Annotated in this window: 22 protein-coding genes, 1 riboswitch and 1 other annotated feature; of the genes, 8 read left to right on the top strand and 14 right to left on the bottom strand. The window is 41.8% G+C overall.

Going from position 1 to position 24,679, the window contains the following annotated elements:
• Positions 1 to 4: 4 nt before the first annotated feature.
• A complete protein-coding gene (locus MKY15_RS07870; RefSeq protein WP_342539350.1) occupies positions 5 to 1,378 on the bottom strand; it encodes a chorismate-binding protein in 1,374 nt (457 codons plus the stop codon).
• A 67-nt stretch (positions 1,379 to 1,445) separates the two neighbouring features.
• Positions 1,446 to 1,672 (bottom strand) — a binding site (T-box leader).
• Between the two features lie 346 nt (positions 1,673 to 2,018).
• On the opposite strand from MKY15_RS07870, the gene rluF reads away from it, so the two are divergent.
• Positions 2,019 to 2,723 (top strand): 23S rRNA pseudouridine(2604) synthase RluF, encoded by a 705-nt coding sequence (rluF, locus tag MKY15_RS07865; RefSeq protein ID WP_067204263.1) that lies wholly within the window; start codon positions 2,019 to 2,021, stop codon positions 2,721 to 2,723.
• 61 nt (positions 2,724 to 2,784) lie between these two features.
• On the opposite strand, the gene MKY15_RS07860 is transcribed toward rluF, so the two are convergent.
• From MKY15_RS07860 to dacB, 4 genes are all read right to left on the bottom strand, one after another.
• Complete coding sequence (locus tag MKY15_RS07860; protein ID WP_340741164.1) at positions 2,785 to 3,510, bottom strand: amino acid ABC transporter ATP-binding protein; 726 nt, start codon at positions 3,508 to 3,510, stop codon at positions 2,785 to 2,787.
• A 12-nt stretch (positions 3,511 to 3,522) separates the two neighbouring features.
• A complete protein-coding gene (locus tag MKY15_RS07855) occupies positions 3,523 to 4,191 on the bottom strand; it encodes an amino acid ABC transporter permease (RefSeq protein ID WP_067204259.1) in 669 nt (222 codons plus the stop codon).
• Between the two features lie 40 nt (positions 4,192 to 4,231).
• Positions 4,232 to 5,059: a transporter substrate-binding domain-containing protein gene (locus MKY15_RS07850; RefSeq protein WP_187046322.1), complete on the bottom strand. Its 828-nt coding sequence runs from the start codon at positions 5,057 to 5,059 to the stop codon at positions 4,232 to 4,234.
• Between the two features lie 133 nt (positions 5,060 to 5,192).
• Positions 5,193 to 6,743, bottom strand: coding sequence for a D-alanyl-D-alanine carboxypeptidase/D-alanyl-D-alanine-endopeptidase (gene dacB / locus MKY15_RS07845; protein WP_342539349.1), 1,551 nt, complete (start codon positions 6,741 to 6,743; stop codon positions 5,193 to 5,195).
• Between the two features lie 154 nt (positions 6,744 to 6,897).
• On the opposite strand from dacB, the gene mgtE reads away from it, so the two are divergent.
• Positions 6,898 to 8,256, top strand: a complete 1,359-nt coding sequence (gene mgtE, locus MKY15_RS07840; RefSeq protein WP_156475934.1) for a magnesium transporter — start codon at positions 6,898 to 6,900, stop codon at positions 8,254 to 8,256.
• Positions 8,257 to 8,327: 71 nt separating this feature from the next.
• Here the strand turns inward: mgtE and MKY15_RS07835 are convergent, their stop codons facing one another.
• Positions 8,328 to 9,011, bottom strand: coding sequence for a GNAT family N-acetyltransferase (locus tag MKY15_RS07835; protein ID WP_342539348.1), 684 nt, complete (start codon positions 9,009 to 9,011; stop codon positions 8,328 to 8,330).
• A gap of 80 nt (positions 9,012 to 9,091) precedes the next feature.
• Here MKY15_RS07835 and MKY15_RS07830 point away from each other — a divergent pair, with 80 nt between their 5' ends.
• Positions 9,092 to 9,463, top strand: coding sequence for a VOC family protein (locus tag MKY15_RS07830; protein WP_342539347.1), 372 nt, complete (start codon positions 9,092 to 9,094; stop codon positions 9,461 to 9,463).
• A gap of 168 nt (positions 9,464 to 9,631) precedes the next feature.
• On the opposite strand, the gene MKY15_RS07825 is transcribed toward MKY15_RS07830, so the two are convergent.
• From MKY15_RS07825 to MKY15_RS07805, 5 genes are all read right to left on the bottom strand, one after another.
• Positions 9,632 to 10,765 (bottom strand): DHHW family protein, encoded by a 1,134-nt coding sequence (locus MKY15_RS07825; protein ID WP_342539346.1) that lies wholly within the window; start codon positions 10,763 to 10,765, stop codon positions 9,632 to 9,634.
• A gap of 11 nt (positions 10,766 to 10,776) precedes the next feature.
• Positions 10,777 to 12,186, bottom strand: coding sequence for an MBOAT family O-acyltransferase (locus tag MKY15_RS07820; RefSeq protein WP_342539345.1), 1,410 nt, complete (start codon positions 12,184 to 12,186; stop codon positions 10,777 to 10,779).
• 218 nt (positions 12,187 to 12,404) lie between these two features.
• Positions 12,405 to 12,965, bottom strand: coding sequence for a DUF4358 domain-containing protein (locus MKY15_RS07815; protein ID WP_187046317.1), 561 nt, complete (start codon positions 12,963 to 12,965; stop codon positions 12,405 to 12,407).
• 300 nt (positions 12,966 to 13,265) lie between these two features.
• Positions 13,266 to 13,883 carry an NAD(P)H-binding protein gene (locus tag MKY15_RS07810; RefSeq protein WP_187046316.1) on the bottom strand — a complete coding sequence of 206 codons (618 nt, stop codon included), beginning with the start codon at positions 13,881 to 13,883 and terminating at the stop codon, positions 13,266 to 13,268.
• A 31-nt stretch (positions 13,884 to 13,914) separates the two neighbouring features.
• Entirely contained in the window at positions 13,915 to 14,622 is a 708-nt protein-coding gene (locus MKY15_RS07805) for a sulfite exporter TauE/SafE family protein (RefSeq protein WP_187046315.1), read from the bottom strand.
• A gap of 165 nt (positions 14,623 to 14,787) precedes the next feature.
• A riboswitch (SAM riboswitch) is annotated at positions 14,788 to 14,899 on the top strand.
• 178 nt (positions 14,900 to 15,077) lie between these two features.
• Here MKY15_RS07805 and MKY15_RS07800 point away from each other — a divergent pair.
• The 4 genes from MKY15_RS07800 to MKY15_RS07785 all read left to right on the top strand — a co-directional run bounded on the left by MKY15_RS07800 (position 15,078) and on the right by MKY15_RS07785 (position 18,946).
• Entirely contained in the window at positions 15,078 to 16,103 is a 1,026-nt protein-coding gene (locus tag MKY15_RS07800) for an ATP-binding cassette domain-containing protein (protein WP_187046314.1), read from the top strand.
• On the top strand, positions 16,093 to 16,755 hold the full coding sequence (locus tag MKY15_RS07795; RefSeq protein ID WP_067204226.1) for a methionine ABC transporter permease: 663 nt from the start codon (positions 16,093 to 16,095) through the stop codon (positions 16,753 to 16,755). Before MKY15_RS07800 ends, MKY15_RS07795 begins: the two co-directional genes overlap by 11 nt.
• A gap of 110 nt (positions 16,756 to 16,865) precedes the next feature.
• Positions 16,866 to 17,726, top strand: a complete 861-nt coding sequence (locus MKY15_RS07790; RefSeq protein ID WP_067204224.1) for a MetQ/NlpA family ABC transporter substrate-binding protein — start codon at positions 16,866 to 16,868, stop codon at positions 17,724 to 17,726.
• A gap of 20 nt (positions 17,727 to 17,746) precedes the next feature.
• Positions 17,747 to 18,946: a M20 family metallopeptidase gene (locus MKY15_RS07785; protein ID WP_342539343.1), complete on the top strand. Its 1,200-nt coding sequence runs from the start codon at positions 17,747 to 17,749 to the stop codon at positions 18,944 to 18,946.
• 898 nt (positions 18,947 to 19,844) lie between these two features.
• On the opposite strand, the gene MKY15_RS07780 is transcribed toward MKY15_RS07785, so the two are convergent.
• The gene (locus MKY15_RS07780; RefSeq protein WP_342539342.1) at positions 19,845 to 21,359 is read right to left on the bottom strand and encodes an acetyl-CoA hydrolase/transferase family protein; all 1,515 of its coding nucleotides are present in this window, start codon (positions 21,357 to 21,359) and stop codon (positions 19,845 to 19,847) included.
• A gap of 131 nt (positions 21,360 to 21,490) precedes the next feature.
• The gene (locus tag MKY15_RS07775) at positions 21,491 to 22,135 is read right to left on the bottom strand and encodes a LytTR family DNA-binding domain-containing protein (RefSeq protein ID WP_067204215.1); all 645 of its coding nucleotides are present in this window, start codon (positions 22,133 to 22,135) and stop codon (positions 21,491 to 21,493) included.
• Between the two features lie 502 nt (positions 22,136 to 22,637).
• Here MKY15_RS07775 and MKY15_RS07770 point away from each other — a divergent pair.
• Positions 22,638 to 23,270, top strand: a complete 633-nt coding sequence (locus MKY15_RS07770) for a CBS domain-containing protein (RefSeq protein WP_342539341.1) — start codon at positions 22,638 to 22,640, stop codon at positions 23,268 to 23,270.
• A gap of 56 nt (positions 23,271 to 23,326) precedes the next feature.
• Here MKY15_RS07770 and MKY15_RS07765 read toward each other — a convergent pair whose 3' ends face one another.
• The gene (locus tag MKY15_RS07765) at positions 23,327 to 24,592 is read right to left on the bottom strand and encodes an MFS transporter (protein WP_187046309.1); all 1,266 of its coding nucleotides are present in this window, start codon (positions 24,590 to 24,592) and stop codon (positions 23,327 to 23,329) included.
• Between the last annotated feature and the right edge of the window lie 87 nt (positions 24,593 to 24,679).

Below are 24,679 nucleotides of genomic sequence, written 5' to 3'. Positions count from 1 at the left end.
CGATTTAGTTAATGACTTCCAACAAGGACTTGGCTTTATTGGCCGTTTCCATAAACTCAGCTGTTGGATCTGACGCTTGCACAATTCCTGCTCCTGCCTGGACGTATGCTTTACCGCCTTTCACAACCATCGTGCGGATCGTCAACGCAAAATCCATATTACCATTGAAACCGATATACCCAATTGCCCCGCCGTAAATACCCCGGTCCATTTTCTCCAATTCATCAATCAATTCCATTGCTCGTTTTTTCGGTGTACCTGTTACTGTACCCGCCGGAAGGCATGCCGTTAACGCGTCCAATGAATGTAGCACTGGCGACAATGTTCCCTCTGCTTCTGATACAATGTGCATAACATGCTCGTAACGGACGACTTCCATATAACTTGTGACTTGCACCGAATCTGGAAGGCATACTTTCTTCAAATCATTACGGCCAAGTTCGACCAACATATCGTGTTCCGCGAGTTCTTTTGGATCCGCCAACAACTCTTTTTCAAGTGCTAAATCTTCTGCTTTATCTACACCACGTCGGCGCGTCCCTGCAATTGGATTCGTCATCACTTTGCCATTTGATACACTTACGATACTTTCCGGGGACGTACCTAAAACGACGTGATCATCGAATTCCATATAATACATATAGGGTGAAGGATTACGCTTTCTTAGCTTTCGGTATAATGAAAATGGATCGCCGTTAAAGTCCGCCACTAAACGTCTAGACAGTACGATTTGCTCAGCCTCTCCTTGCTCGATATACCCTTTTGCTTCGCGTACCAAATTTTCAAATTGTTGTTGTGTGACAGAACAGCTATAATCCGAGAGCGCAAAAGCCAACTCTTCTTTTTCCGGTCCGGATAACATACTTTCTGCCAGTGCGTCCAAATCAGGAGCACTTTGTTCCGGATTAATTTCCGTATGCAGCAATGTCACTTCATTCAACACATGGTCGAAAATAATAATGGTTTCGTAAATATTAAAATTAACATCCGGAAATCCCATATCGTCATGGGAACGCGTCACACTGTCGGAACCCGCTCCGTAACCAACGTAGCCGACCGCTCCGCCTGTGAAAGGAAAATCGATATCATCCGTAATTCGCGGCATCAATCGTTTCAACAGCACAAACAAATCGCCCTCGTGTACATATTTCTTGCCAGTAGCATAAACATGTTCTTCAAGTTTTCCGTCGCGTCCGCTATAAGACTTCAGTGGATCCATCCCAAGGAAGGAGTAGCGCCCTGATCCCTCATGTTTCGAAGAACTTTCTAATAAAAACTTTCGCTGCCCCTGCATTCTTCTGAAAATCAATATGGGTGTTAATGAATCCCCATTTAACTTCTTCATTGTCGTCCGTAAACTCGTCTGTTCTCTACTCATCTCAGCTCAACTCTCCTCTTTTTAGGTATAAAAAAAGTCCTCTGCAAAAGGACAGATTAGTCCGATTGCAGAGGACGGAATAGACCGCGTTGCCACCTCTAATTGAAGCATTGCTGCTTCCACTTAGCGTGCCCATAAGACACATCCCGTAACGTGGGATCTCACGTCCTACTTGAAAAACGATTCAAGTAGACTCTCATAAGTCCATTCACACCGGCCGCGAATCAGTTTTCACCACCCACTGACTCTCTACAATCGCGCTCCTGTGCTACTCTTCTTATTCATCAATTTCTCAGCTATGCTCTTCTCAACTCGTCTATCGTGGGCGACACCGCTCTCGGTACCTTCTGCCCGTCTTTGGTAAAATGTTATTCCCATCGTATTACAAGGCGAGTTAGTTGTCAATCTTTTCTGTTTCATTCGTATCTGATTTAAAATCGGGGCATCTTCTTTTGCGCCGATTGCAAATTCCGAATTCTAATTGCAACTTTTTGGTTTTAATTGCAACTTCGAACTTCTAATGTCAACTTCTTGATTCTAATAGCAACTCTGCACTTCTAATACCAACTCCACGGTTTTGAACATTTTCCGTAGACGCGCTACAATAGAAGAAAGAACTTTCTTAGATAGGATGACATACATGAGAATTAATAAGTATTTAAGCGAAGCCGGGATTGTTTCCCGTCGTGGCGCGGATAAATGGATAGAAGATGGACGCATTACGATTAACGGGCAACTTGCCGAGCTCGGCAGTAAAGTCGAAGATGGCGACGAAGTCCATGCTGATGGAAAACTAGTGAAGACGGAAGAGCAACTCGTTTATCTTGCGCTCAATAAACCCGTTGGCATTACTAGCACGACGGAACGCCATATTAAAGGTAATGTCGTCGACTTCGTCAATCATCCGCTACGTGTTTTCCATATCGGTCGACTCGACAAAGACTCAGATGGACTTCTTCTTCTGACAAATGACGGCGATATCGTCAATGAAATCTTGCGCGAAGAAAATGGCCATGAAAAAGAATATATCGTCACTGTCGACCAACCAATCACGAAGGAATTCATCAGACAGATGGAGTCAGGCGTCCCGATTTTAGATACGGTAACAAAACCATGTAAAGTAAAACAACTAGGACCACGTAAATTCAACATGACATTGACGCAAGGCTTAAACCGCCAAATCCGCCGCATGTGTTCCGCACTTGGTTATAATGTTCGAAAATTACAACGTACGCGCATTATGAACATCCATCTTGGTGACTTGCCGAATGGTCAGTGGCGTGACTTGACCGACGAGGAACTGTCGGAAATGTTCAAGATGTTGAATTATGAACCGAAACGCTAATATAAAAAAGATATCCCGCACCTACTAACACCGGTGTTGGATATCTTTTTTATTCACTGCCTTATACGTCAACCATCTCTAAAAATTGGCGTGTCCGTTCGTTGGTCGAATGGTTGAAAAATGTATGCGGATCTGTATTTTCAATGATACAGCCTTCGTCCAGCATAACAATTCGGTCGGCAACTTCTTTTGCAAACTTCATTTCATGGGTGACAACGACCATCGTCATACCCTCATTGGCGAGATCCTGCATTACTTGAAGTACTTCCCCGACAAGTTCTGGGTCAAGCGCTGATGTCGGTTCGTCGAACAAGAGCGCTTTGGGTTCCATTGCGAGTGCCCGAGCAATAGCAACACGCTGTTTTTGCCCGCCTGATAGTTTACCTGGATAGACGTCTGCTTTATCAGATAAGCCGACTTTTTCCAAGATAATACGCGCCTCTTTCTCTGCGCGTTCCTTCTTCATCTTTTTGACAATGATTGGTGCCTCCGTGATGTTTTCAAGCACTGTCTTATGTGGGAAAAGATTAAAATGCTGGAACACCATTCCTACTTCGGCACGCACATTCGACAAGTCATCTTTCTTCAGATCGACTTGTCGTCCATCAATTATAATTTCACCTTCATTCGGCATTTCAAGGAAGTTCAAACAGCGAAGCAACGTACTTTTACCCGATCCGCTGACTCCGATAAGCACAACAACTTCTCCGGTCTCCACATCTAGATCGATTCCTTTCAGCACGTCAAGATCGCCGAATGACTTGTGGAGGTTTTTTGTTTTAATCATTTAATTTCCTCCTCATATACTGTCAACATCCAGCTTTTTCTCATACCATTTCAGCAGTGCCGAGAAGATTAGTACAAGTACGAGATAATAAACCCCGACGACTAGGAATGTTTCGAATGGTTGGAATGATGCTGCCGCTTCCCTGTTTGCCAGTCCGAACATTTCCGAAACACCAATAACGTACACAAGTGATGAATCTTTCATGGTAATTATGAACTGGTTTCCAAGTGGCGGAATCGCACGGCGAAGCGCTTGCGGAAAAATAATTCTCCGCATTGCTTGCCGACGGTTCATACCAACCGCAAGACTTGCTTCTTCTTGCCCGCGATCGATTCCCTGTATGGCGCCCCGGAAAATTTCCGCAATATAAGCACCATTATGAATACCTAGCGCGATTGCACCGGCCCAGAAATTCGAAAGGACGACGATATTCGTAATTCCGTAATAGAGAAACATGATTTGGACAATCAGCGGAGTCCCCCGGATTAAAGTAATATACAGGTTTGCGATTGTCTGTAAAATTTTTGATTTGGATATCTTCATTAATGCAAAAACTATACCTAGTGCAGTACCTAACACGAGTGCAATTGCTGTAATTTCCAACGTGATAAGTGCAGCTTTTAAAAATCCTGGGTACGTTCGTATGAATACCTCATAAAGTGTTATAAATATCTCTGGCACTAGTTATACCCTCTTTCTGTAGTCAAGTCTGTGGAGTCATTCATTCTAAAAGCTCCACACCTTCCAGATCAAGGTCTAGTAGATTTCGATCAAACCATTTCTTTGAAATTTCATCATACGTACCATCTTCAATTATTTCTTTCAGCGCTTTGTCAATGTCTTCCCTTAATGCATCATTGTCAGGTCGTACAGCGATGGATGGCTGCTCTACCCATAGCGGCTTTCCGACTTCCTTAATTTTAAAATCATTATCAATCGCTTCATAGCCTACGATATCGGCTGTGATAACTGCATCGAGACGGCCTTCTATAGTCAAATCTTTTAGTGCAACTACATCACTGCTATAATACTGGATATTGTCCGAAAGGGTTTGTGCGGGTTTTTCATATGTAGATTGGGCCACGACACCGATTTTTTTACCTTTCAAATCATCCTCAGACTTAATATCCTTATTATCTTCGGATACAAAAATCATTCCGCCCGAGTAATAGTAAGGTTCAGTAAAGTTCACCTGCTTTGCACGCTCTTTCGTATAAGCCATTGATCCAATGATTGCATCGAACTTCTTACCGATTAGCCCCTGCATAATTGTTTCAAAGGGATTTGTCACTGGGTTTGCCTCTAGCCCCATCTTGTCAGCAATTGCCTCACCAATCTCTATATCAAAACCAGTTAATTTCCCTTTTTCTTCAAAATTAAATGGCTTATAAACACCACTCGCGGCAAAAGTCAGACTCCCTTTTTTCATAAGTTCATAGCTTCCATCGCCGTCACTTTTTTCTGCTCCGGCATCCTTCTTTGTCCCGCATGCCGATAACACCAACACCGAAACAGTTAACAATAGAAATAGTACTTTCAACTTCCCCATAGTAAAAGTTCTCCCCTTTTTATCATCCCGGATGTTTTTCCGGTTTTTACCTTACTCTCTATCTCGTTCCCTATTCTTTTTCTGCTAAACATAAATATGCACGAAATATGCATTTTATTGCATATCAAATTGCTCACTTTGACTGATAGTTCGCAAGTGTAATAGCGATTTTGTCTAGTATTTCAGGCGTCGTGTCATTCAAATAGTTATTAATCATAATAGAAAAAGTAAGTATTTCTCCATCTTTCGTTGTAACGTAGCCAGACAACGCGGTGACCCCGTTCAATGCGCCCGTTTTCGCTTGGACGTTGCCTGCTGCCGTTGTCCCTGTCATACGATTGCGCAATGTTCCTCCAACAAACCGTTCTCCATTCCCTGCTACAGGAAGCGCATTCAAAAATGCTGGATACCATGGTTTTGTCTGTGCTGTGTAAAGCAGTTTTGTCACTTCATTCGCCGTGACAAGGTTTTTATGGGACATACCTGATCCATCGCGAAGCAGCATATTTTTTGTATCAAGTCCTAGAGTAGAGAGAGTTGTCTCTATAATCGAAAGCCCCTTATCCCAACTGCCCTCACCACCTATAGTACGCCCCATCTCTTTAACTAGTACTTCAGCATGTCCGTTATTACTTAATTTCATGAAGGGAATGAACAATTCATGTAGTGGCATTGAATTTTTTGACGTCAGTAAAGTAGCCCCTTTAGTCACTTTTTTGCGCTCGACTTTCGGAGCTGTCGAAAACGTAATGCCTAGTTCTTCAATTGTTTTTTTGAAGATGCTAATCGTGTAGTTTGTCGGTTCCCAGACAGATGCCCAAGTGCGTGTTTTTATTGAGCCTTCTGGAATCGTCCCGGATACGATAAACGTATTTGTACCGTGTTGCCTTTCAACCGTAATACTTTTCTTGCCTTTTTTAGCTACCGTTTGAGTCTTGTTGACGACTGTCAGGTAGTTATTTGCTGGTACCATGGCGACTTGTCCCGCCTGTCCAGATTTCTTTGCAGGATTCACTTCGACAATGACCGTACCTGCGTCATAGTCGTCATTTGGAGATAACGTCAGTGCGGACACCTGGGAACCTGTATAGTAGGGTTCATCAGACCAGTTTAGGTCTTGGGAAAGTCTAATGTCATCGTACCAAGTATCATCCCCGTAGACGTTTCCTGCGATGGAGCTGATTCCCTTCGCTTTTAATTCGGATACGAATGCCTTCAGGTCGTTCTTCGTCAGTGTCGGATCGCCTCTTCCTCTTAAATAGAGATTGCCGTGCAGCACGCCGCTCTCTATTCGCCCATCCATATACAACTCAGTCTTGAACGTATGTCCTTCTCCAAGTGTTTCAAATGCCGCAGCGCCTGTCAGTAATTTCATTACGGATGCGGGGTGGACTCGCGTATCTCCTAGATGGGAATAGACAACTTCGCCGGTTGCTGCCTCACGAATACTTACCACAGTCGTCGCACCTTGTAATCTCGGGTCTTTCAAAATTTCGTCAATGTCATGAAATGCATACGTTTTTTGCGGTTTATCGACTGGTTCATCAACTTTAGCAACGGATACTGTCGTATTGTCCGGAGCGGTGGTATGGTTATCCTTACCTTTAAATCCGTTTATCAGCAAGACAATCGTTACAATCACTAGTAGTACGCTTATCAATTTCATTTGCTGGCTCTTTTTCAATCGATCTTCGCCTCCCACCCAGTTAAGTAAATTATTCCTTTTAATAAACAATCAAAATGGTTTTCCGATGAATGAAATAGGGGATAAAGCTATAGAGAGAGAAACGGCAGCACACTGATCCATCTCTCACCATTTTTTAAGAGAGGTGTATATTTTGGTTCATAAAGACCCTGAGAATGGAATCGCAACTGCGCTAATCCATATATTAAAAGAAGGAAAAAGAGAGACATTCCATGAAATCATGAAGGAATTGAAACCTTTCGATATTGCAAACCAATATGAAAATTTACCAGTGAAACATCGGCCGTTATTTTTAGAATTCCTTACGTTAGATGAATTAACCGGGTTATTACGTCATTTATCACAGGATGATCAGCTCCGTGCTTTGCGAACAATCGGTCCTGCCCGTTCTACGGATATATTGGATCTTATGAAAAATGATGACCTTGCTTTCCTGTTATCGGGACTTCCCCAAAAAGAAGCCGATGCATTAATTGCCGAAATGAAACAAGAAGAAATGGACATCATCCGGCAGATCATGAATTATCCGCCAAAAACGGCCGGAAGAGCGATGACGAACCGCTTCGTATGGATTCATAAATCATATTCTGTCGAGCGGGCAGTAAAGAAACTAAAGAGTTACGCTGCACTTGCGGAGTATCTAAACTATCTGTACGTTCTAGATGATGACAAAAAAGTTATCGGTGTCGCATCGTACAGAGACCTGTTGCTCGCAGAACCCGAAGCTCAAATAGAAGACATCATGTCACGGAATATCGTCAAGGTAGGTGTGATGACCAAACAAGAAGAAGTTGCTAAGATTATTGGCCGTTACGATTTCGTTTCAATGCCTGTCACTGATGACGAAGGTGTTCTGCTCGGTATCATCACGGTGGATGACGTCCTTGATATTGTCGTCCGGGAAGCGAATGAAGATATTGAAATGCTACTGGCCTCTGGAAAAGCGATTGACTTTAGAACGAAGCCGTTAGTTGCCGCCAGAAGACGTTTGCCATGGCTAATTTTACTGCTGTTCATTGGACTTGTTTCTGGAAGTATCATATCCCGTTTCGAAGCGACTCTTGAAGCCGTTGTCGCGCTCGCCTTCTTCATGCCTATGATTGCCGGAATGACCGGGAATACTGGAACACAATCACTCGCCGTCGTTGTCCGCGGTCTTGTATCCGAGGATCTTGATACGAAAAAAATGCTGAAACTTATTTTTCGAGAGCTGTTAGTCGGGATTATTATCGGTATTGTCTGTTCCATCGTCATTTCAATTATTGCTTATATTTGGCAAGGTAGTTTTGTACTCGGACTTGTCGTTGGCGTCTCTTTACTTATCACACTTATTATCGGAACGCTGGCGGGTACAATCATCCCGCTCGTCTTGCACAAATTCAATGTGGATCCTGCAGTTGCATCGGGTCCGCTTATTACTACCATCAATGATATATTGTCGCTTTTGATTTATTTCGGAATCGCGACAATGTTCATTTCAAAATTGATGTGAATCAAAGAGGATGCGGCTTTACTCATTTGGGTGAAGTCGCTCCTTTTCTACTTGTCATGAAAGTCGATAAACTATTTACAATACCGTACAAGCCAGCCATCCGTACTTCCTGAAATCCCAGTCCCTCGCCATCCTTCTTCAAGCAGTTTTTGCTGAGCTTTTGTATCTTGCATCGGAATGAATTGCTCCACTTCCCATTCGTCCCCCTCTTTATGAAGATGTTTCACAAAAACGTAACGCAACACCCCGTTATATTTCTTTTTCAGCGCGGCAATTTCCATCTGCTGTGAAAACTTGTCCTTGAGACTTGCGATGTTAAACGGAGCAACCGTTGCGCAAACGTACTTATAGTCTGCCACTTTCAACTGCTCCATTAAGACGTCTGCCATAATCTTTTGCAGACGGTAGCCACGATAGCGTGGCGAAACAGTCGATATCTCCTGATAAATAACAGACTCAAATTCCGCCGAATCAAGCCCAACGTCGGAACCGAGATGCTCTTCATCTGCTCCAGGGACAAGTAATGCACGGAATGCGACGAGCCGTTCATCTGCAAACACCCCTACCATCTTACCGCCGTCAGCCAAAATATATTCGTACTCTTTTTGGGATAGTGAAGATAACGAACTTGGATTATCAAGTACATAAACCACCTCATTCTGTACATGTATAATTTCATGAAGGTCTTTCAGGTGCAGTCGTCGAATATAAAACGGATGATTATCTTTTAACAAACCACTATAAAGAATATCCATCTTCTTGTCCCTCCGCTTCGTTGGATAAAACTGGGGTGCTATGCTAAATGAAAATATTACTGAATAGGGGGAATACTTTTGTGACAAATTTAAAAAGTATCGGCCAAATTGGGATTCCTGCAAAAGATATTAATCGAGCTATTTTATTTTATAAAGATTTACTTGAACTACCGCTTTTATTCAACACAGACACAATGGCTTTCTTCGACTGCGACGGCATCCGCCTTATGCTTAGTCTTCCCGAAAAGGAACAATTCACAAACGCAAGTTCCGTCCTTTATTTCCAAGTAGATGAAATCATAGCAAGCTATAGTCAGATGAAAGAAAAAGGAGTTTCATTTATCGATAAACCGCATGTCGTCGCAAAAATGGATTCCACAGAAACGTGGATGGTGTTTTTCAATGATACCGAGGGGAATACGCATGCGCTGATGAGTGAAGTAGCCGTATAACTATTTAATGAAATATACTACTCACTTATTCATGTAAAAAAAAGAGTTGCTTCACTCATTATGAGTAAAGCAACTCCTTTTCTTATCATCAAGCGTAATCCACTAATAAAGCATCGCTCGTTCTACGGCATCTTCGCATTAACCAACGATCCCATTCGTACTAAAATTTTATTTCAATGTACTTTGCGACAACCAAATCATATTTGGGTCCTTTGTAAAATTAGCAACATTGTATAAAAATAATACTTCAGAGATGTTTTGATCATTCAAATACATAAGGACATCCGAATGATAATATCGAAGATCTAGTACATGTATTTCCTCAAAGTGATTCGCTAAAAAGGGGATAAATGCATGAGCATAGGAATCTTTAACAATCGCCAACTTACGGCCATTTCCGACCCCTGTTTTAATTTTTACAAGTGTATGATTACCATCCAAGAATAGCGAATACTTATCCTTTTTCTCAAGATAATCCCATTCGTATAATGATTCAGATTGTCGTCCGTCTTCATAGGTCACTGTTTGAGTAGTTTCAAACTTTGGCAAATAAACTTCAATCTTGTCCGGCTCAACACCGATCGCATTCGTCTTGGAATGGAGTGTTCCGAAAAAATTTTCAGCTACCGTTTTAATACGAAAGTCGTCTTCTTCATATGGCTTTATCCCCAACGCTCTTGCTGAATCTCTGTAAGCTAGATATGCCCCCCGCATCGTCCAATGGTGATCTGTTTTAAAATAGATTTGATCGTTACTTTGCGATTTGAGCGCATCGTATACATCAATTACCTCCATTATGGAATCCAACTTTTCTTTCGCGGTTTCAAATGCTTCTCTTTCGCTGGAAGTTTGAGCAAAAAGGGGCAGTTTATCCTCATATAGCGCTATCGAAGTTGGTGCAAGTAATACATACGACTGAATACCTTCTGCATTTGCAGCAAACCTTTTCACATACTCAATGTTTTTATCAAACTGTTCGCCAGGTTTTTCAAATGGTTCAATAAGGAATCCATCTTTGCCAAAGAAAACCCCGTTATTTTCTTTTTTCAATGAAGCCCTTTCCGACATCGCCTTCAGCCTCACCCAACCATCTTTCCAAATAAACTGATCAGACATATACGTTTCAAAACGCGCCGTTAACTTTCCAGAATAAAAATTTGGCAATGTCCATTCAGGCATTTGAGCTAATGGACGGTTTTCTCTCTCAGAGAAAGCACGGTCGCTAGCTACCACATTGAATAACCCTATTCCAAAAATGAATACCAAAAATACACCTACAAAACACTTTTTATGAATAGACAATGTGTCACCTCCTAGAAGCGAAAATAAAGAAATGGGTTGTATGAATCATCCGCTAAGTAAGCGGTCGACAAGACGAGAATAAGTAAACAAAATACAGGAATTAAAATTTCGTCAATCACTTTATGCCAACGTGTCATTTTATTCCTCAACGTTTTCAAAATTGGAACCGAGCCAATAAAAGCTAACAGAAAGAGAATAGCATTTGTATACGCATCATACATGAATCGCTCATTTACCAATGCTTGTCCCGAAAACCCAAACATAATTTCCAAATAGGTAAAACTCATGGAGAGGTCTTCAAAAACGAATAGTACCCAACTAATCATGATGATAACAAACGCGTAAATGTGTTGGAAAATCGGGTGCATTTTTTCGCGTAGCACCAGTAACCCTGCCTTTTCAATCGCAATCAATACACCAAAGTAAAGACCCCAAGCCACGAAATTCCATGCAGCCCCATGCCATAATCCGGTCAGACCCCAAACGATGAATAAATTTAGATAGAGCCTGTATTTACCTTTTCTACTCCCGCCTAGTGGTATATACACATAGTCCCGGAACCAACCGCCAAGCGTCATATGCCACCTTCGCCAAAAATCAGAGATACTGCGGGAAACAAACGGATAATTGAAGTTTTGTGGAAAATTAAAACCGAACATTTTCCCGAGGCCAATGGCCATATCAGAATAACCGCTAAAATCGAAATACAGTTGCAAACCAAATGCTGCAATCCCCATCCAAGCCGATAATACTGACAATTCAGCAGGACTTTGCTGCTGAATTTCACTCCATAAAAATCCTATGTTATTGGCGAGCAACACCTTCTTACCAAGCCCGATAAGAAAAATCTTCACACCTTCTGAAAATTGATTAAGCGTAACACGTCTGTCTTTAAGTTCATGTTCAATAATTTCGTATCGTACGATAGGTCCTGCAATAAGCTGTGGAAACAAACAAACATATAGCGCAAGCGTCAACGGATTTTGTTGTGCTTTCACCCGTCCACGATACACGTCGATTGCATACGACATCGTTTGAAATGTGTAAAAAGATAAGCCAATCGGTAATGGAAGGTCTAAGGCATTTACATTCATGCCGAATAAATTATTGATGTTTTCAATTAGGAAGTCTGCATACTTGAAAAAAGACAATAAACTTAGATTAATAACAATAGATGAAAGTAATCCGAGCTTCGCTTTAAGCGGCGCAGTTAACCTGTATTTTTGAATAAATAACCCGTGAAAATAATCTGTAATAGCCGAAAAAATCATTAAAAATATATAAACAGGTTCTCCCCATGCATAAAAGATAAGACTAACGATAAGGAGAATGCCATTTTTCATCTTTCTAGAACCGCAAAAATAAAGGAGTAATGTAGTTGGTAAAAAGAAAAATAGAAATAATAAGCTACTGAATACCACACAATCACTCTCCTAGCTTTTGCTATGTAGAAAGGCGCTTATTCAGCGCCCTTCAAATACGCCTCGGCCTGTGTTTTAGTCCGAATCTTGAATTGAGCATGTGCCTGCAGGATACAGGCATGCAAACATTGACGCAGGACGCGGCAAACTTAGATTCCTTCAAAATCCGTGACATCCGCTAGAGGCTTCTAAAGTCGCGAAATAAGCACCTTTAGAATTCACTTTACTTTTTCATCAAAAATCTGCTCTACTGCATCTACATTGCCATACGTAACGTATAGAACAAAATCACCTGTCGTTTTTAACACATTGTTTTTCACTTTTTCATATTGATCAGGAAGATATTGTTCCCATGTTTGTATTTGTGCATCTAATTCTTTTTGCATCGAGGCTTTCAATGATTCTGCGTCCTCCTCATTCTTCGCTTTCAAGACAATTATTTCATCCGAATTGATATTAAACATAGAGTTGAACATCAAACCTTCTGCTAGTAACTCTTTATCAAGTTCTGTTCGCTCCATAAATATTTGTGTCATTGAATCGTCTGTTTTAGCATTTACTAAATTCGTCTCCACATAATTTTGAAGAATTTCCTCATCAGTTTGTCCATCGTCGAATCCTGCATCTTTTATATCTTGTACAACTTGCCCCTTAACACTTTCCATTATGTCTTTGACGGAAACTTCGTCCTTTATACCGTCATTTAATCCTGATCCCGAACAACCCACCATCGTAAAGATAACCATTGCACATATAAGCATTCCAAACTTTTTTTTCATAAAAAATTCCTCCCCAACCTTTCAACTAGCAGTTACTTTGGCTGCTAACTGATTTGACGGATGATCTTTATTTTCGTTTCAGGCATTTTTTGGAACTTATTTATAAAGTGAAACTTCAATCGGGATGGGGGTTCTGCCCGTTACTATGGGGTTAACAACGCAGTGTTTCACATGAAACATTGTTACTATGGTGGCCAGCAAAGTAACTTTTTATTTTCCAAATAAAAAGCATCACTCCATAAAAGAGTGATGCTTTTCCGTACAAAAATAGCACTGTCAACGACAGTACTACTCTGTTTACTAATATGAAATTCCTACACGAAACCCGATATTATCGCCTTGCAGTAGTTCGCCGTAAGCAAAAGCAGCTGTGTCACCAACGGATATTTGTTTACCTTCCTCTGGCAACAAATCGCGCTCAGTTCTGTAGTCACCCACCGCAACACCATCCGGCAAATAAGTAGGACAGACAATTGTCCATTCAAGCCTCGATTGACGCAGCCTGTCATACACTTTATGGTGCTCCTCCGCTGCAAAAGTTAGTCGACGATTTGTATCTCCAGCTTCATAACGCAGTTTTTCGGGATCAATCTTACTTTGCAAGATGCCTGCTGTCCCAATTGTGACTAGCCGATTAATTCCCGTATCCTCCATCGCTCTTATCATATGAGGAACTGCCTCAGTCAACGTTGTTGTCTGGTCTGTACCTAGCGAACTGAATACAACGTCCATTCCAGCAACGGCATCCGAAACTGCTACAACATCACGGACATCACCTTGGATAATCGTCAACCTATCATGTGGCGCCAATTTCTCAGGTGAACGGACAAGTACCGTCACTTCATGCCCTTCTGCTAATGCTAATTTTAGGACTTCCCCACCCACACGCCCTGTTGCCCCAAACAATGCGATTTTCATAAGAAACATCTCCATTCTATAAATTACTTTCTCATTTTATTAATAAATAAACGCCCGTAAATAGTAAAATACCATATGTGAAGATCCGAAAGGTCTTTTGACTGATATGACGGAATAGTAGTTGTCCTAGATACAATCCAACAAATACTAGCGGCAGTGCCATTCCGATTGAGGTCCAGATACCTTTATTTGTACCAACAAAAAGCACTTGAATGAGTAGACTAACGGAATAGATGAATAAATAAAACGCGAGTGTCGTTGCACGTAATGTTTCTTTTTGCATAGCTGTTCCTGCAAAGTAGAGCAAAAGCGGCGGACCTGGCATGCCAATTCCTGTCGTCAATGTACCGGATAATCCGCCAACAACAAAGTCCCCACGTTTAGTTCTCTTAATTCGAAGGTTCAGGACAAGCAGCAGTGTTAGCAAAAGAAGAACAATGCCTATGCCCGTTTTCAATTTGTTGATATCCGCCGAAATGAACAAAATGATACCAATTGGCAGTCCAGATAAGCTCCCGATTATCAACTTTTTTAATAGGTCTGTATCCACATCTTTACGTATTTTAGCAATAAGTGCGCTCGAAATAACAAGCGACAAAACTAGGTTTATCTGAATGGCCTCCATCGGATTGAAAATCATGAGTAGAAAAGGTGTCGCCATGATCGAAAAACCAAATCCTGTACTTGTCTGTAAAATGGACGCAAAAAGTATAATGCTAATAAATATAAAAATTGTCATTCTCACACCGCTTTCTCTATCACTTTAAGTGTATCAGAATTCTGAAATTGTTTACGACTATTAGTAATCTGAATTATTTTACTTTAGTAAATTCATTGACTTTACCTAATTTGCACACTAGAGTTAGATTCAATTCTTGCAACAATCGAATAGCACTACATCACTTTCTTATCCAGAGAGATCGAGGGACAGGCCCTATGACATCTCGGCAACAGGTTCATGACCAATGAACACTGTGCCAACTCCTACAGACGCGTATGCGTTTGGAAGATGAGAACGAGATGGCTTCTTTTATTAGAATCCTTCTTTTTCTTATCTATTTTAAGAAAAAGAGGGATTTTTTTCGTTCTTACAACTATCTAGCTTCAGCGGCCAGATGCTCGGGGTCACAAGTCATTTTGCTAGTTGCATCCGTTGTCCGCACAGAATTAACGAAGTACTTAGGGGGTCAATACATGATTGAATTTAAAAATGCATCCAAGACGTTCGCCCTTGGGAAGCGTGAGGTACATGCGGTAAAAGATGTTTCTCTTTTCGTTGAAAAAGGTGAAATTTTCGGCATCATCGGTTTTAGCGGCGCTGGAAAAAGCACATTGCTACGGTTAGTAAATATGCTTGAACGCCCGACTTCAGGCTCTGTTTTCATTCGAGACATCGACGTCAGTACATTATCCTCAAAAGATTTACGGACGCAACGTCGCAACATCGGCATGATTTTTCAGAACTTCAACTTGCTGAACTCACGGACAGTTGCAGGAAACATCGCGTATCCTTTGAAACTTGGCGGAATGCAAAAAAAAGCAATTGCGGAACGCGTCGAGGAATTATTGGACTTCGTTGGCCTGGCCGATAAAGCTAAAGATTATCCGGACCAACTATCAGGAGGGCAAAAGCAACGCGTAGGTATAGCCAGAGCACTCGCCACTTCACCAGACATCCTAATCTGTGATGAAGCCACATCTGCACTAGATCCTGATACGACCGCCGATATACTGCGGTTGTTGAAAAAGGTGAATAAGGATTTGGGTATTACAATCCTCCTTATCACACATGAAATGCATGTTATTCAAACAATTTGCGACAAAGTAGCGGTCATGGAAAATGGAGAAGTAATCGAAACAGGTGATGTTTTTGAAACATTTACTGATCCTCAACATTCGACAACACAACGATTCATCCAATCCGTGCAGCAGGATCTACCTTCAGAAAAATTGATTAATGAGTGGCAATCAAAAGGTGGTACCAAGTTATATCGAGTTATTTTCAAAGGAGATATTGCAAGTGATCCTGTTCTTTCAAAAGTTACACGTAAACATGATGTTGATTTCAACATCGTTTACGGTTCAGTTCGAGAATTACAGGAACGATTTTTTGGCAATCTACTTGTTTCATTTGAAGGAGAAACGGATGCTGTAAGCCATGTATTAAAAGAACTTGAATTAATTGTAGACATAGAGGAGGTCCTACAAGATGAACGTTGATTGGCTTACATTTTGGCCCCGGATTGTAGAAGCAACCGGTGAAACACTGATCATGGTAATCGCCACTCTCGTTTTTGGTTCCATTTTTGGAATTGCAATTGGCCTGCTATTATTTGTCACTAGGCAAAATAATATTTTGGAAAACAAACTTGTTTCTCAAATATTAAATATAGTCATTAACATCGTTCGGCCTGTTCCGTTCATCATCTTCTTAGTAGCCATTTCACAACTGACAAGATTAGTTGTCGGGACAACAATCGGAACCGCAGCAGCCATTTTTCCGATGACAATTGTTGCAACATTCGTCATTGCCCGAGTTGTTGAAAATAACTTGGTCAGCATTGATCCTGGCGTTATTGAAGCAGCACAGGCAATGGGTGCAAGCCCTCTTCGGATTATCTTCACGGTTTTGATACCAGAAGCATTGGGTCCACTTATTTTAGGACTTACCTTCGTTTCCGTCAGTCTGATCGATTTCTCGGCAGTTGCCGGAACAGTTGGCGGCGGAGGTCTTGGACATGTCGCGATGACATACGGTTATCAACGGTTCGACGGTAGTGTCATGCTCGTTACGGTCGTCATTTTAATCATCATGGTGCAATTAGCACAATGGCTTGGCAATACACTTTCTAAAAAAATCATGCGTCGGTAATCTGGGAAAAGTGCAAGATGCCTGGAGCTAGACACTGTTCCAGGTCAAAGAATCTTATACTTAATAATCTTTAAAAAATACAATCATTCAACTAAAAGGAGACGAATTAAATGAGGAAATTATGGTTAGTAAGTTTAGCAGTATTAACTGCTATTGTACTCGCTGCTTGCGGCGGGAAAGAAAGCGGAAATAGTGATACAGTCAAAGTGAAAATTGGTGTCAACGGTGCAGATGGTGTCCAATGGCCATTGCTGAAAGAAAAAGCGGCAAAAGAAGGAATTGAAATCGAACTTGTCGAATTCGCAGATTACACATTGCCAAATAATGCACTTGCACAAGGCGATATCGACTTAAATGCATTCCAACATTTCTCGTTCCTATCCCAATATGTAAAAGAAAGTAAAAATGAACTTGTTCCAATTGGCTCGACGATGTTTGCACCACTTGGCGTTTACTCTGAAAAAATTAAGGATATTTCTGAAATCAAAGAAGGCGACAAAATTGCGATTCCAGATGACCCTTCAAACCAAGCACGTGCGCTACGCCTACTAGAAAGTGCTGATTTAATTTCACTTTCAGATGACTTTGGATTGTTTGGTGACCCGACAAAAATCACTGAAAATCCATTGAACCTAGAAATCATTCCTATGGTTGCTCAACAAACACCTCGTATATTGCCAGATGTGACTGCCGCGATTATTAACAACGGAATTGCTGGACAAGCAGGATTTTCACCAGGAGAGGATCCACTCTTTAGAGAATCAAGTGACGATGAGAGTATTTACCCATATGTGAATTTAATCGTAGCAAGCGGGAAAGAAAAAAACAATAAAACATTCAAACGGATCGTTGAGTTATATCAAGAAGAAGATATTGAAAAAGCTATCGAAGAAGATACAAAAGGCGGATCATATCTTATTAAGTTAACACCGGAAGAGATTGATACCGTCTTTGAAGACCTTAAAAAATAATTGAACTGGGGGCATTCATAATGAGCATTGTAAATGAAAAGACGAACATATTATTCCATTCAATTGAACAGAACCATGACTTATATATTCAAACGAGTCAGGAAATTCATGCAAACCCGGAAATCGGAAACGAAGAAGTGTATGCAAGTGCTAAACATGTTGCGCTGTTGGAAGATGCAGGGTTTGAAGTAAAAACAGCGGTTGCTGGTCATGAAACATCGTTTTATGCTGTGAAAGACAGTGGAAAAGAAGGTCCGACAATCGCTTACCTTGCTGAATATGATGCACTTCCTGGGTTAGGACATGCATGCGGACATAATATTATTGGAACAACAAGTGTTGCAGCGGGGATTGCACTTGCCGAAGCGCTTCCTGACACGGGCGGCCGCGTTGTCGTTTTAGGCACACCAGCTGAAGAAGGCGGTCCGAATGGCAGCGCAAAAGGCAGCTTCGTTAGACACGGTTATTTAAAGGACGTAGATGTTGCGCTCATGATCCATCCATCTGGAAAGACAGCTACAACAGGTGAATCACTCGCTGTGGACCCACTCGATTTTCATTTTTACGGAAAACCAGCTCACGCATCAGGTTCTCCTGAACAAGGTATCAATGCGCTGGACGCTGTCATCCAACTGTTCAACGGCATTAACGCCCTGCGTCAGCAGCTGCCTTCTGAGGTCCGCATCCACGGTATTATTACACACGGCGGCGATGCACCCAATATTATTCCCGAATACGCATCTGCACGTTTTTACATCCGTGCGGAATCTTGGCAGAAAACAGTCGAGACTTCTGACAAAGTCCGGAATATTGCTGAAGGCGCCGCCCTTGCAACGGGTGCAACCGTTAAAATTGAACGTTTCCAAAACGAAGTGAAAGACCTCGTTCTGAACTCCGTATTGGATGAAACGTTACACGTGGAACTTGAAACACTTGGTGAAGTCGTCCATACCGAAAAACGGAAAGGCAAAGGTTCGACGGATGCGGGCAACATTAGCTATGTAGTTCCGACTGCACATCCATACATTAAAATCGGGCCAGATGACTTGATTGCCCATACGGTTGAATTCAGGGAAGCTGCAAAATCGGAGCTTGGCAACCAAGCATTGATTACAGGAGCGAAAGCACTTGCGTCTACGGGGTATAGGCTGCTAACGGATGCCGAACTTCTTCATCGCGTGAAAGAGGAATTTGAAAGAGCACTTGCAGCAAAAGCATAACAGCAGTGTGATGTATTGATCCGTTCGCGGAGGGGATATGGTTCGGTCGCACATGCTATTATGATTGGTCAGCTAGTTTATTTGCTCGGGTCGCATGATACATGATTGGTTAGCAAGCTTATATGCTCGGGTCGCACGCTATATGATCGGATGGCAAGCCTATATGCTCGGTCTCTCACTCTATATGATCGGGTAGCTAGCTTATTTGCTCGGGTCGTACGATATTTGATCGGGTGCAAGCTTATATGCTCGGTCTCTCAAGCTATATTATTGGGTGGCAAGCCTATATGCTCGGTCTCTCACTCTATATGATTGGGTAGCTAGCTTATTTGCTCGGGTCGTACGATATTTGATCGGGTGCAAGCTTATATGCTCGGTCTCTCAAGCTATATGATCGGGTGGCAAGCCTATATGCTCGGTCTCTCACTCTATATGATTGGGTAGCTAGCTTATTTGCTCGGGTCGTACGATATTTGATCGGGTGCAAGCTTATATGCTCGGTCTCTCAAGCTATATGATTGGGTGGCAAGCCTATATGCTCGGTCTCTCACTCTATATGATTGGGTAGCTAGCTTATATGCTCGGGTCGCACGATATTTGATTGGTTGGCAAGCTTATATGCTCGGGTCGCATGCTATTTGATCGGGTAGTAACTTATATGCTCGGGTCGCACGATATTTGATTGGTTAGCAAGCCTATATGCTCGGGTCGCATGCTATTTGATCGGATAGCTAGCCTATATGCTCGGGTCGCATGCTATTTGATCGGATAGCTAGACTTTATGCTCGGGTCGCACGCTATTTGATCGGGTGGCAAGCTTCATGCTATCAAATAACCCCCCACCATAAAAACAGAAAAAGGGTTACCTCAATCAGGTAACCCTTTTTCTATTTGTTTATTATACCAACTCTTCAACATGCTCTCGCATTGTTCCGTTCTTCGCCAAATTCGCATGCCATGAGAATGCTTTTTCCAAGACATGTGGCGTATGACCGCCTCTTTCAAGCGCCTCTTCGTAATAAGCGCGAAGTTGCTCGCGGTACATCGGGTGTGCGCAACGTTCGATTATGAGCTCCACACGTTCCCTTGGGGCAAGTCCGCGTAAATCTGCATAGCCTTGCTCTGTAACAATAATGTCGACATCATGCTCTGTGTGGTCCACATGTGAAACGAACGGGACGATACTTGAAATGTTACCGCCTTTTGCCGTTGACTTCGTAACGAAAATAGCAAGGCGTGCATTGCGGGCAAAATCACCTGATCCGCCGATACCGTTCATCATCTTCGTCCCTGAAACATGCGTCGAATTGACGTTGCCGTAGATATCGAGTTCAAGTGCTGTATTTATGGATATTAAGCCGAGACGACGGATAATTTCCGGATGGTTCGAAATTTCCTGCGGACGCATGATAAGCTTGTCTCGATACTTTTCAAAGTTATTAAAGACCTGATCCATCTTCTCTTCAGATAATGTAATTGAAGCACAAGATGCGAAACGTACTTTTCCTGCATCAATCAAATCAAACACAGAATCCTGCAGTACTTCTGAATATACTTCTAAATCCTTGAATTCTGAGTTGATCATTCCGTGAAGAACTGCATTCGCTACCGATCCAATTCCTGACTGTAATGGTGCTAGACGTTCAGTTAACCGACCTGCTTGAATCTCAGTACGAAGGAACGTTAATAAATGCTCTGCCATAATTTCTGTTTCTTGATCAGGCGCTACAATCGTAGAAGGAGAATCCAGTTGGTCTGTGAAGACGATTCCTTTTACCTTTTTCATGTCAATAGGAATGCCAATCGTACCAATCCGGTCATCTACTTTCATTAACTGAATCGGCGACCTTTCACCCTGTTTACCCGGATCGTATAAATCATGCAGCCCTTCCAATTGTGTAGACTGCGCCATATTAATTTCTATAATAATTGCTTTTGCATGTTGCGCGAACGTCAATGAGTTACCAACCGAGGTCGTTGGAATAATCATTCCGTCTTCCGTTATTGAAACCGCTTCCAAAATTGCAAAGTCAATTGGCTCGACAACTTCAGCACGAATAAGTTCTGCGGTATGCGACAAATGATGATCCACAAACAGAAGATCGCCGTTATTAATCTTTTTCCGCATCGTTGGATCTGCTTGGAATGGTAATCTTTTATGTATAATATCAGCTTCAGCAAACAGTCGATCGATATCAGACCCTAACGATGCGCCCGTAAACACATTCACTTTGAACGTTTCGGTTTCCGCACGTTTCACCAATGCCAGTGGAACCGCTTTTGCGTCACCCGCACGTGTAAATCCACTTAACCCTAGCATCATACCGTCTTCAATCCAAGACGCCGCCTCTGTCGGTGAGACAACAACGTCTCTCAATTGAACATTTTTAATTCGATCCATATGATTTTCCATCCATAGACGCCTCAATTCATAACTTTTAGTTAATTTTAACTTAAGCACTTACATGAATGAGGAATTAGGTGTTGGACAAGGAATTATCCGGTGAAGCACTAAAATACATGATTAAAGCAGCACGAATCAAGTTAAAACCCTAAAAGTTTACGAAAGTAACTGGAATAGGATTGGCTAACTGGAATTCTTGTTCCATTATCCATTTCCAAGACAAAAGTCGAGTGCGTATCAGGGTAAATTCCCTTGATGTGATGAACATTAACGATAAAGGAGCGATGGCATCGTACAAATGACTCTCGCGGCAATAAATATTCAAACTCTTGTAACGTATTTTTATGAGTTCCTGAAAAACCCTCCGCCATCACATATGTTTTCCGGTCTTTCACCTCAACATATTTTACGCTTGCGAAAGGAACAGGAATCCATCCATCATGTGTCTTTACGGTAACGACAGATTTCCCATCCGTATACACGGGGTAAATCGCAGTTACACACCCCTCTAGTTCCCCGTCATGATAAAACGGAACCGCCATCCCATGATAAGGGACACCAAACACATCACGGTTGATGAACTCCGACACTTTTTGTTTCTGGGAAATAGCCTTCTGTGCGATCGTGCCTTCCTTCACGGGATCCCCCGGCCTAATTTTTAAATCAACCCGCTTGCTGGGCAGATAATAGAGGTACTCCTCCGTATTCGACACCACTATAGAGATTTCATCTGAAAACACTTCCCCAATGACATCTAACAGCGCACTGAGACTTAAATTCTCCATTTTTAATACCCCTTTTACTCATTTCACGATTTATTCTTTTGCGTTCTTTCTATTATACTAGAAGTTCGTGCAATTGATTGGCAAAAAATATGGAACCCCTTTGGAAGCCACTGAAAAAGTTTTTTTATATAGTAAGAACTAGTTGATTATAGTGAAGAGCGGCGACTCCAGCGGGAACAGCGCGAGCTGAAGACCCCGCAGGAACGCGAGGGAATGATGCCTTAATTTCTGCCAAGAACGCAGAAATACGGCAAATCGAACCCTTTGCTGTTCGATTGGCTGAAGCCGTGCCCGCGGAAAGCGTCCGCTCGGAACGGAAATCAACGAGATTGAAAGATATCGTACTTTTTCAGTGCCCCCCTTTGGAGTCTATGTATACTGGGATTAACAAGATTTGTTGTATAATTAATTGTACAACTTCCTATATCTTGATTATAATAAATACTATCATAGACTAAAAATTGTGATAATAACAAAAATGAAATAACGAGGAGGAACAAGCATGCATGTAAGAGACCTACTTTTAGAGCGACTTGACGTTGCCACAGTGAAGATCGATCAAACCGTGAGAGAAGTGCTGGATCAAATCAATGCGAGTGGATATAGATGTATTCCCGTTGTTGACAGCGAAGACTTCTATAAAGGTATGATTTATAAAGTTCACTTGATAGAATATCTGTACGAAGACAATGGGGATGAGAATTCAAAAATCGACCATTTGTTGAAGCATCAACATACATTCATAACAGAACGTTCCTCTTTTTTAAGTGCACTCATCAAAATTAAGTCACTACCTTTTTTAAGCGTTGTAGAAAACGAGAAACTCGTTGGGATATTAACGCATAATAGTGTTGAAAGTGTGTTGGAAGATGCATTCGGATTAAAAACGGGGGGCATCAATCTTACGCTATCTTCGACTGAAGCTAAAGGTATGATTGAAAAACTGACGAAAACGTTACGCGGTGAAAACATTGAAGGCATGTTCACGCTGGATAATGGTTCCGTTCTTGCTCGAAGAGTAGTTATCACACTTGAAAGCGGAAAGACTGATGCAGAAATCGATAAACTAACCGAAAAACTTGAAAAAGGCGGTTTCAGAATTCTGCAAGTTGATAAAATCGATAAAGTTGATTGAGAGACAAATCGAAAAGCGTTGCACACATCCTACAATGTGTGCAACGCTTTTCAATTTTAATATGTCGTTGTTATCTTTACATCTGGTTCAGGAACACGTGAGAGAATAATGATTCCGATAATGAACAGGATTATCAGGCTGAATACCCCGTATGCAGAGCTTCCAGTCATCTGGGCAGTCACTGCTACCAGTAAAGGCCCCATGACGGACGCAAATTTGCCGAAAATATTATAGAAGCCGAAAAACTCATTCGACTTTTCTTTTGGTACAAGCCTTGCAAAATATGAACGACTCAATGCTTGAATGCCGCCTTGTGACGTTGCAACAAGCATCGCCAAGATCCAGAAGTCCATCGTTGTTTTCATGAAAAATGCATAAATACACACAATGATATAAACACAGATTCCCACGTATAACATCTTTTTCCCGGTAAACTTCTGCGCCAATTTGCCGTAAAGAATTGCGAATGGCGCCGCCACAACCTGCGTGACAAACAAGATAATAAGAAGGTTTTCTGCGCTAATCCCTAAATCCGATCCGTAAGCCGTGGACATTGAAATAATTGTTCCAACTCCGTCTATATAAAAGAAATAAGCCAATAAAAATAAAAAAACTGTCCGGTATTTGCGGATTTCTTTAAATGTACCGCCAAGACGTCTGAAACTACTTGCCAATAAATTTGGTTCACGCTTAATACCATGGATCTGATGAACATTTTTGACCATCGGAATTGTGAACACAAACCACCAAATCGCTGTAATGACAAAGGCTATCCTACTTGCGGTTGACGTCGTAAGTGGAATAATCTCTTTACCTGCTAAAAGAATAATAGCAATACTGATAATGAACGGAATTGTGCTCCCGATATAGCCCAACCCGAAGCCCCTTGCCGATATCTTGTTCATTCGCTCCTCTGGTGTAACGTCCACTAAAAATGCATCGTAAAATATATTTGCCCCATGAAAACCAACGGCTGTAATGGTGTAGATGATCAATAACCATAACCAGTTACCGCCCGGTACGAATGCCAATGAAAGTGTCGCGGCAGTCCCCATCAGGAAAAAGAATAGAAAGAACTTCTTCTTTAATCCTTCATAATCGGCAATCGTTCCTAAAAGAGGTCCAATCATCGCCAGTATGAATGTTGCAATAGCAACTGTATACCCCAAATAAGCAGTTGAATTCGACATACTCACGCCTGCATCTGTCGCCACCGCCTTATAATAAAGCGGAAACACCGCAGTCGTGATAATAATCGAATATGCCGAGTTTGCCCAGTCATAGAAAATCCAACTGTTCTCCTCTTTACTGTACTTCTTCACGCCCTCATTCCCCCTCTCACTCCCTACTTACAGTGTACAATAAGGGGTGTTGAAAAATAATGAAAAATCAAAACTTTACAATCGTAC

Origin of the sequence: Sporosarcina sp. FSL K6-1540, from assembly GCF_038620285.1 — a bacterium.
Classification (GTDB): Bacteria; Bacillota; Bacilli; order Bacillales_A; family Planococcaceae; genus Sporosarcina; species Sporosarcina psychrophila.
This window is presented reverse-complemented; position numbering and strand designations above follow the sequence as displayed.

Coding starts and splice junctions, on each gene's coding strand:
- MKY15_RS07870 (WP_342539350.1), bottom strand. CDS start 1,378: ATGAGTAGAGAACAGACGAGTTTACGGACGACAATGAAGAAGTTAAAT.
- rluF (WP_067204263.1), top strand. CDS start 2,019: ATGAGAATTAATAAGTATTTAAGCGAAGCCGGGATTGTTTCCCGTCGT.
- MKY15_RS07860 (WP_340741164.1), bottom strand. CDS start 3,510: ATGATTAAAACAAAAAACCTCCACAAGTCATTCGGCGATCTTGACGTG.
- MKY15_RS07850 (WP_187046322.1), bottom strand. CDS start 5,059: ATGGGGAAGTTGAAAGTACTATTTCTATTGTTAACTGTTTCGGTGTTG.
- MKY15_RS07835 (WP_342539348.1), bottom strand. CDS start 9,011: ATGGATATTCTTTATAGTGGTTTGTTAAAAGATAATCATCCGTTTTAT.
- MKY15_RS07815 (WP_187046317.1), bottom strand. CDS start 12,965: ATGAAAAAAAAGTTTGGAATGCTTATATGTGCAATGGTTATCTTTACG.
- MKY15_RS07810 (WP_187046316.1), bottom strand. CDS start 13,883: ATGAAAATCGCATTGTTTGGGGCAACAGGGCGTGTGGGTGGGGAAGTC.
- MKY15_RS07805 (WP_187046315.1), bottom strand. CDS start 14,622: ATGACAATTTTTATATTTATTAGCATTATACTTTTTGCGTCCATTTTA.
- MKY15_RS07800 (WP_187046314.1), top strand. CDS start 15,078: ATGATTGAATTTAAAAATGCATCCAAGACGTTCGCCCTTGGGAAGCGT.
- MKY15_RS07795 (WP_067204226.1), top strand. CDS start 16,093: ATGAACGTTGATTGGCTTACATTTTGGCCCCGGATTGTAGAAGCAACC.
- MKY15_RS07790 (WP_067204224.1), top strand. CDS start 16,866: ATGAGGAAATTATGGTTAGTAAGTTTAGCAGTATTAACTGCTATTGTA.
- MKY15_RS07785 (WP_342539343.1), top strand. CDS start 17,747: ATGAGCATTGTAAATGAAAAGACGAACATATTATTCCATTCAATTGAA.
- MKY15_RS07780 (WP_342539342.1), bottom strand. CDS start 21,359: ATGGAAAATCATATGGATCGAATTAAAAATGTTCAATTGAGAGACGTT.
- MKY15_RS07775 (WP_067204215.1), bottom strand. CDS start 22,135: ATGGAGAATTTAAGTCTCAGTGCGCTGTTAGATGTCATTGGGGAAGTG.
- MKY15_RS07770 (WP_342539341.1), top strand. CDS start 22,638: ATGCATGTAAGAGACCTACTTTTAGAGCGACTTGACGTTGCCACAGTG.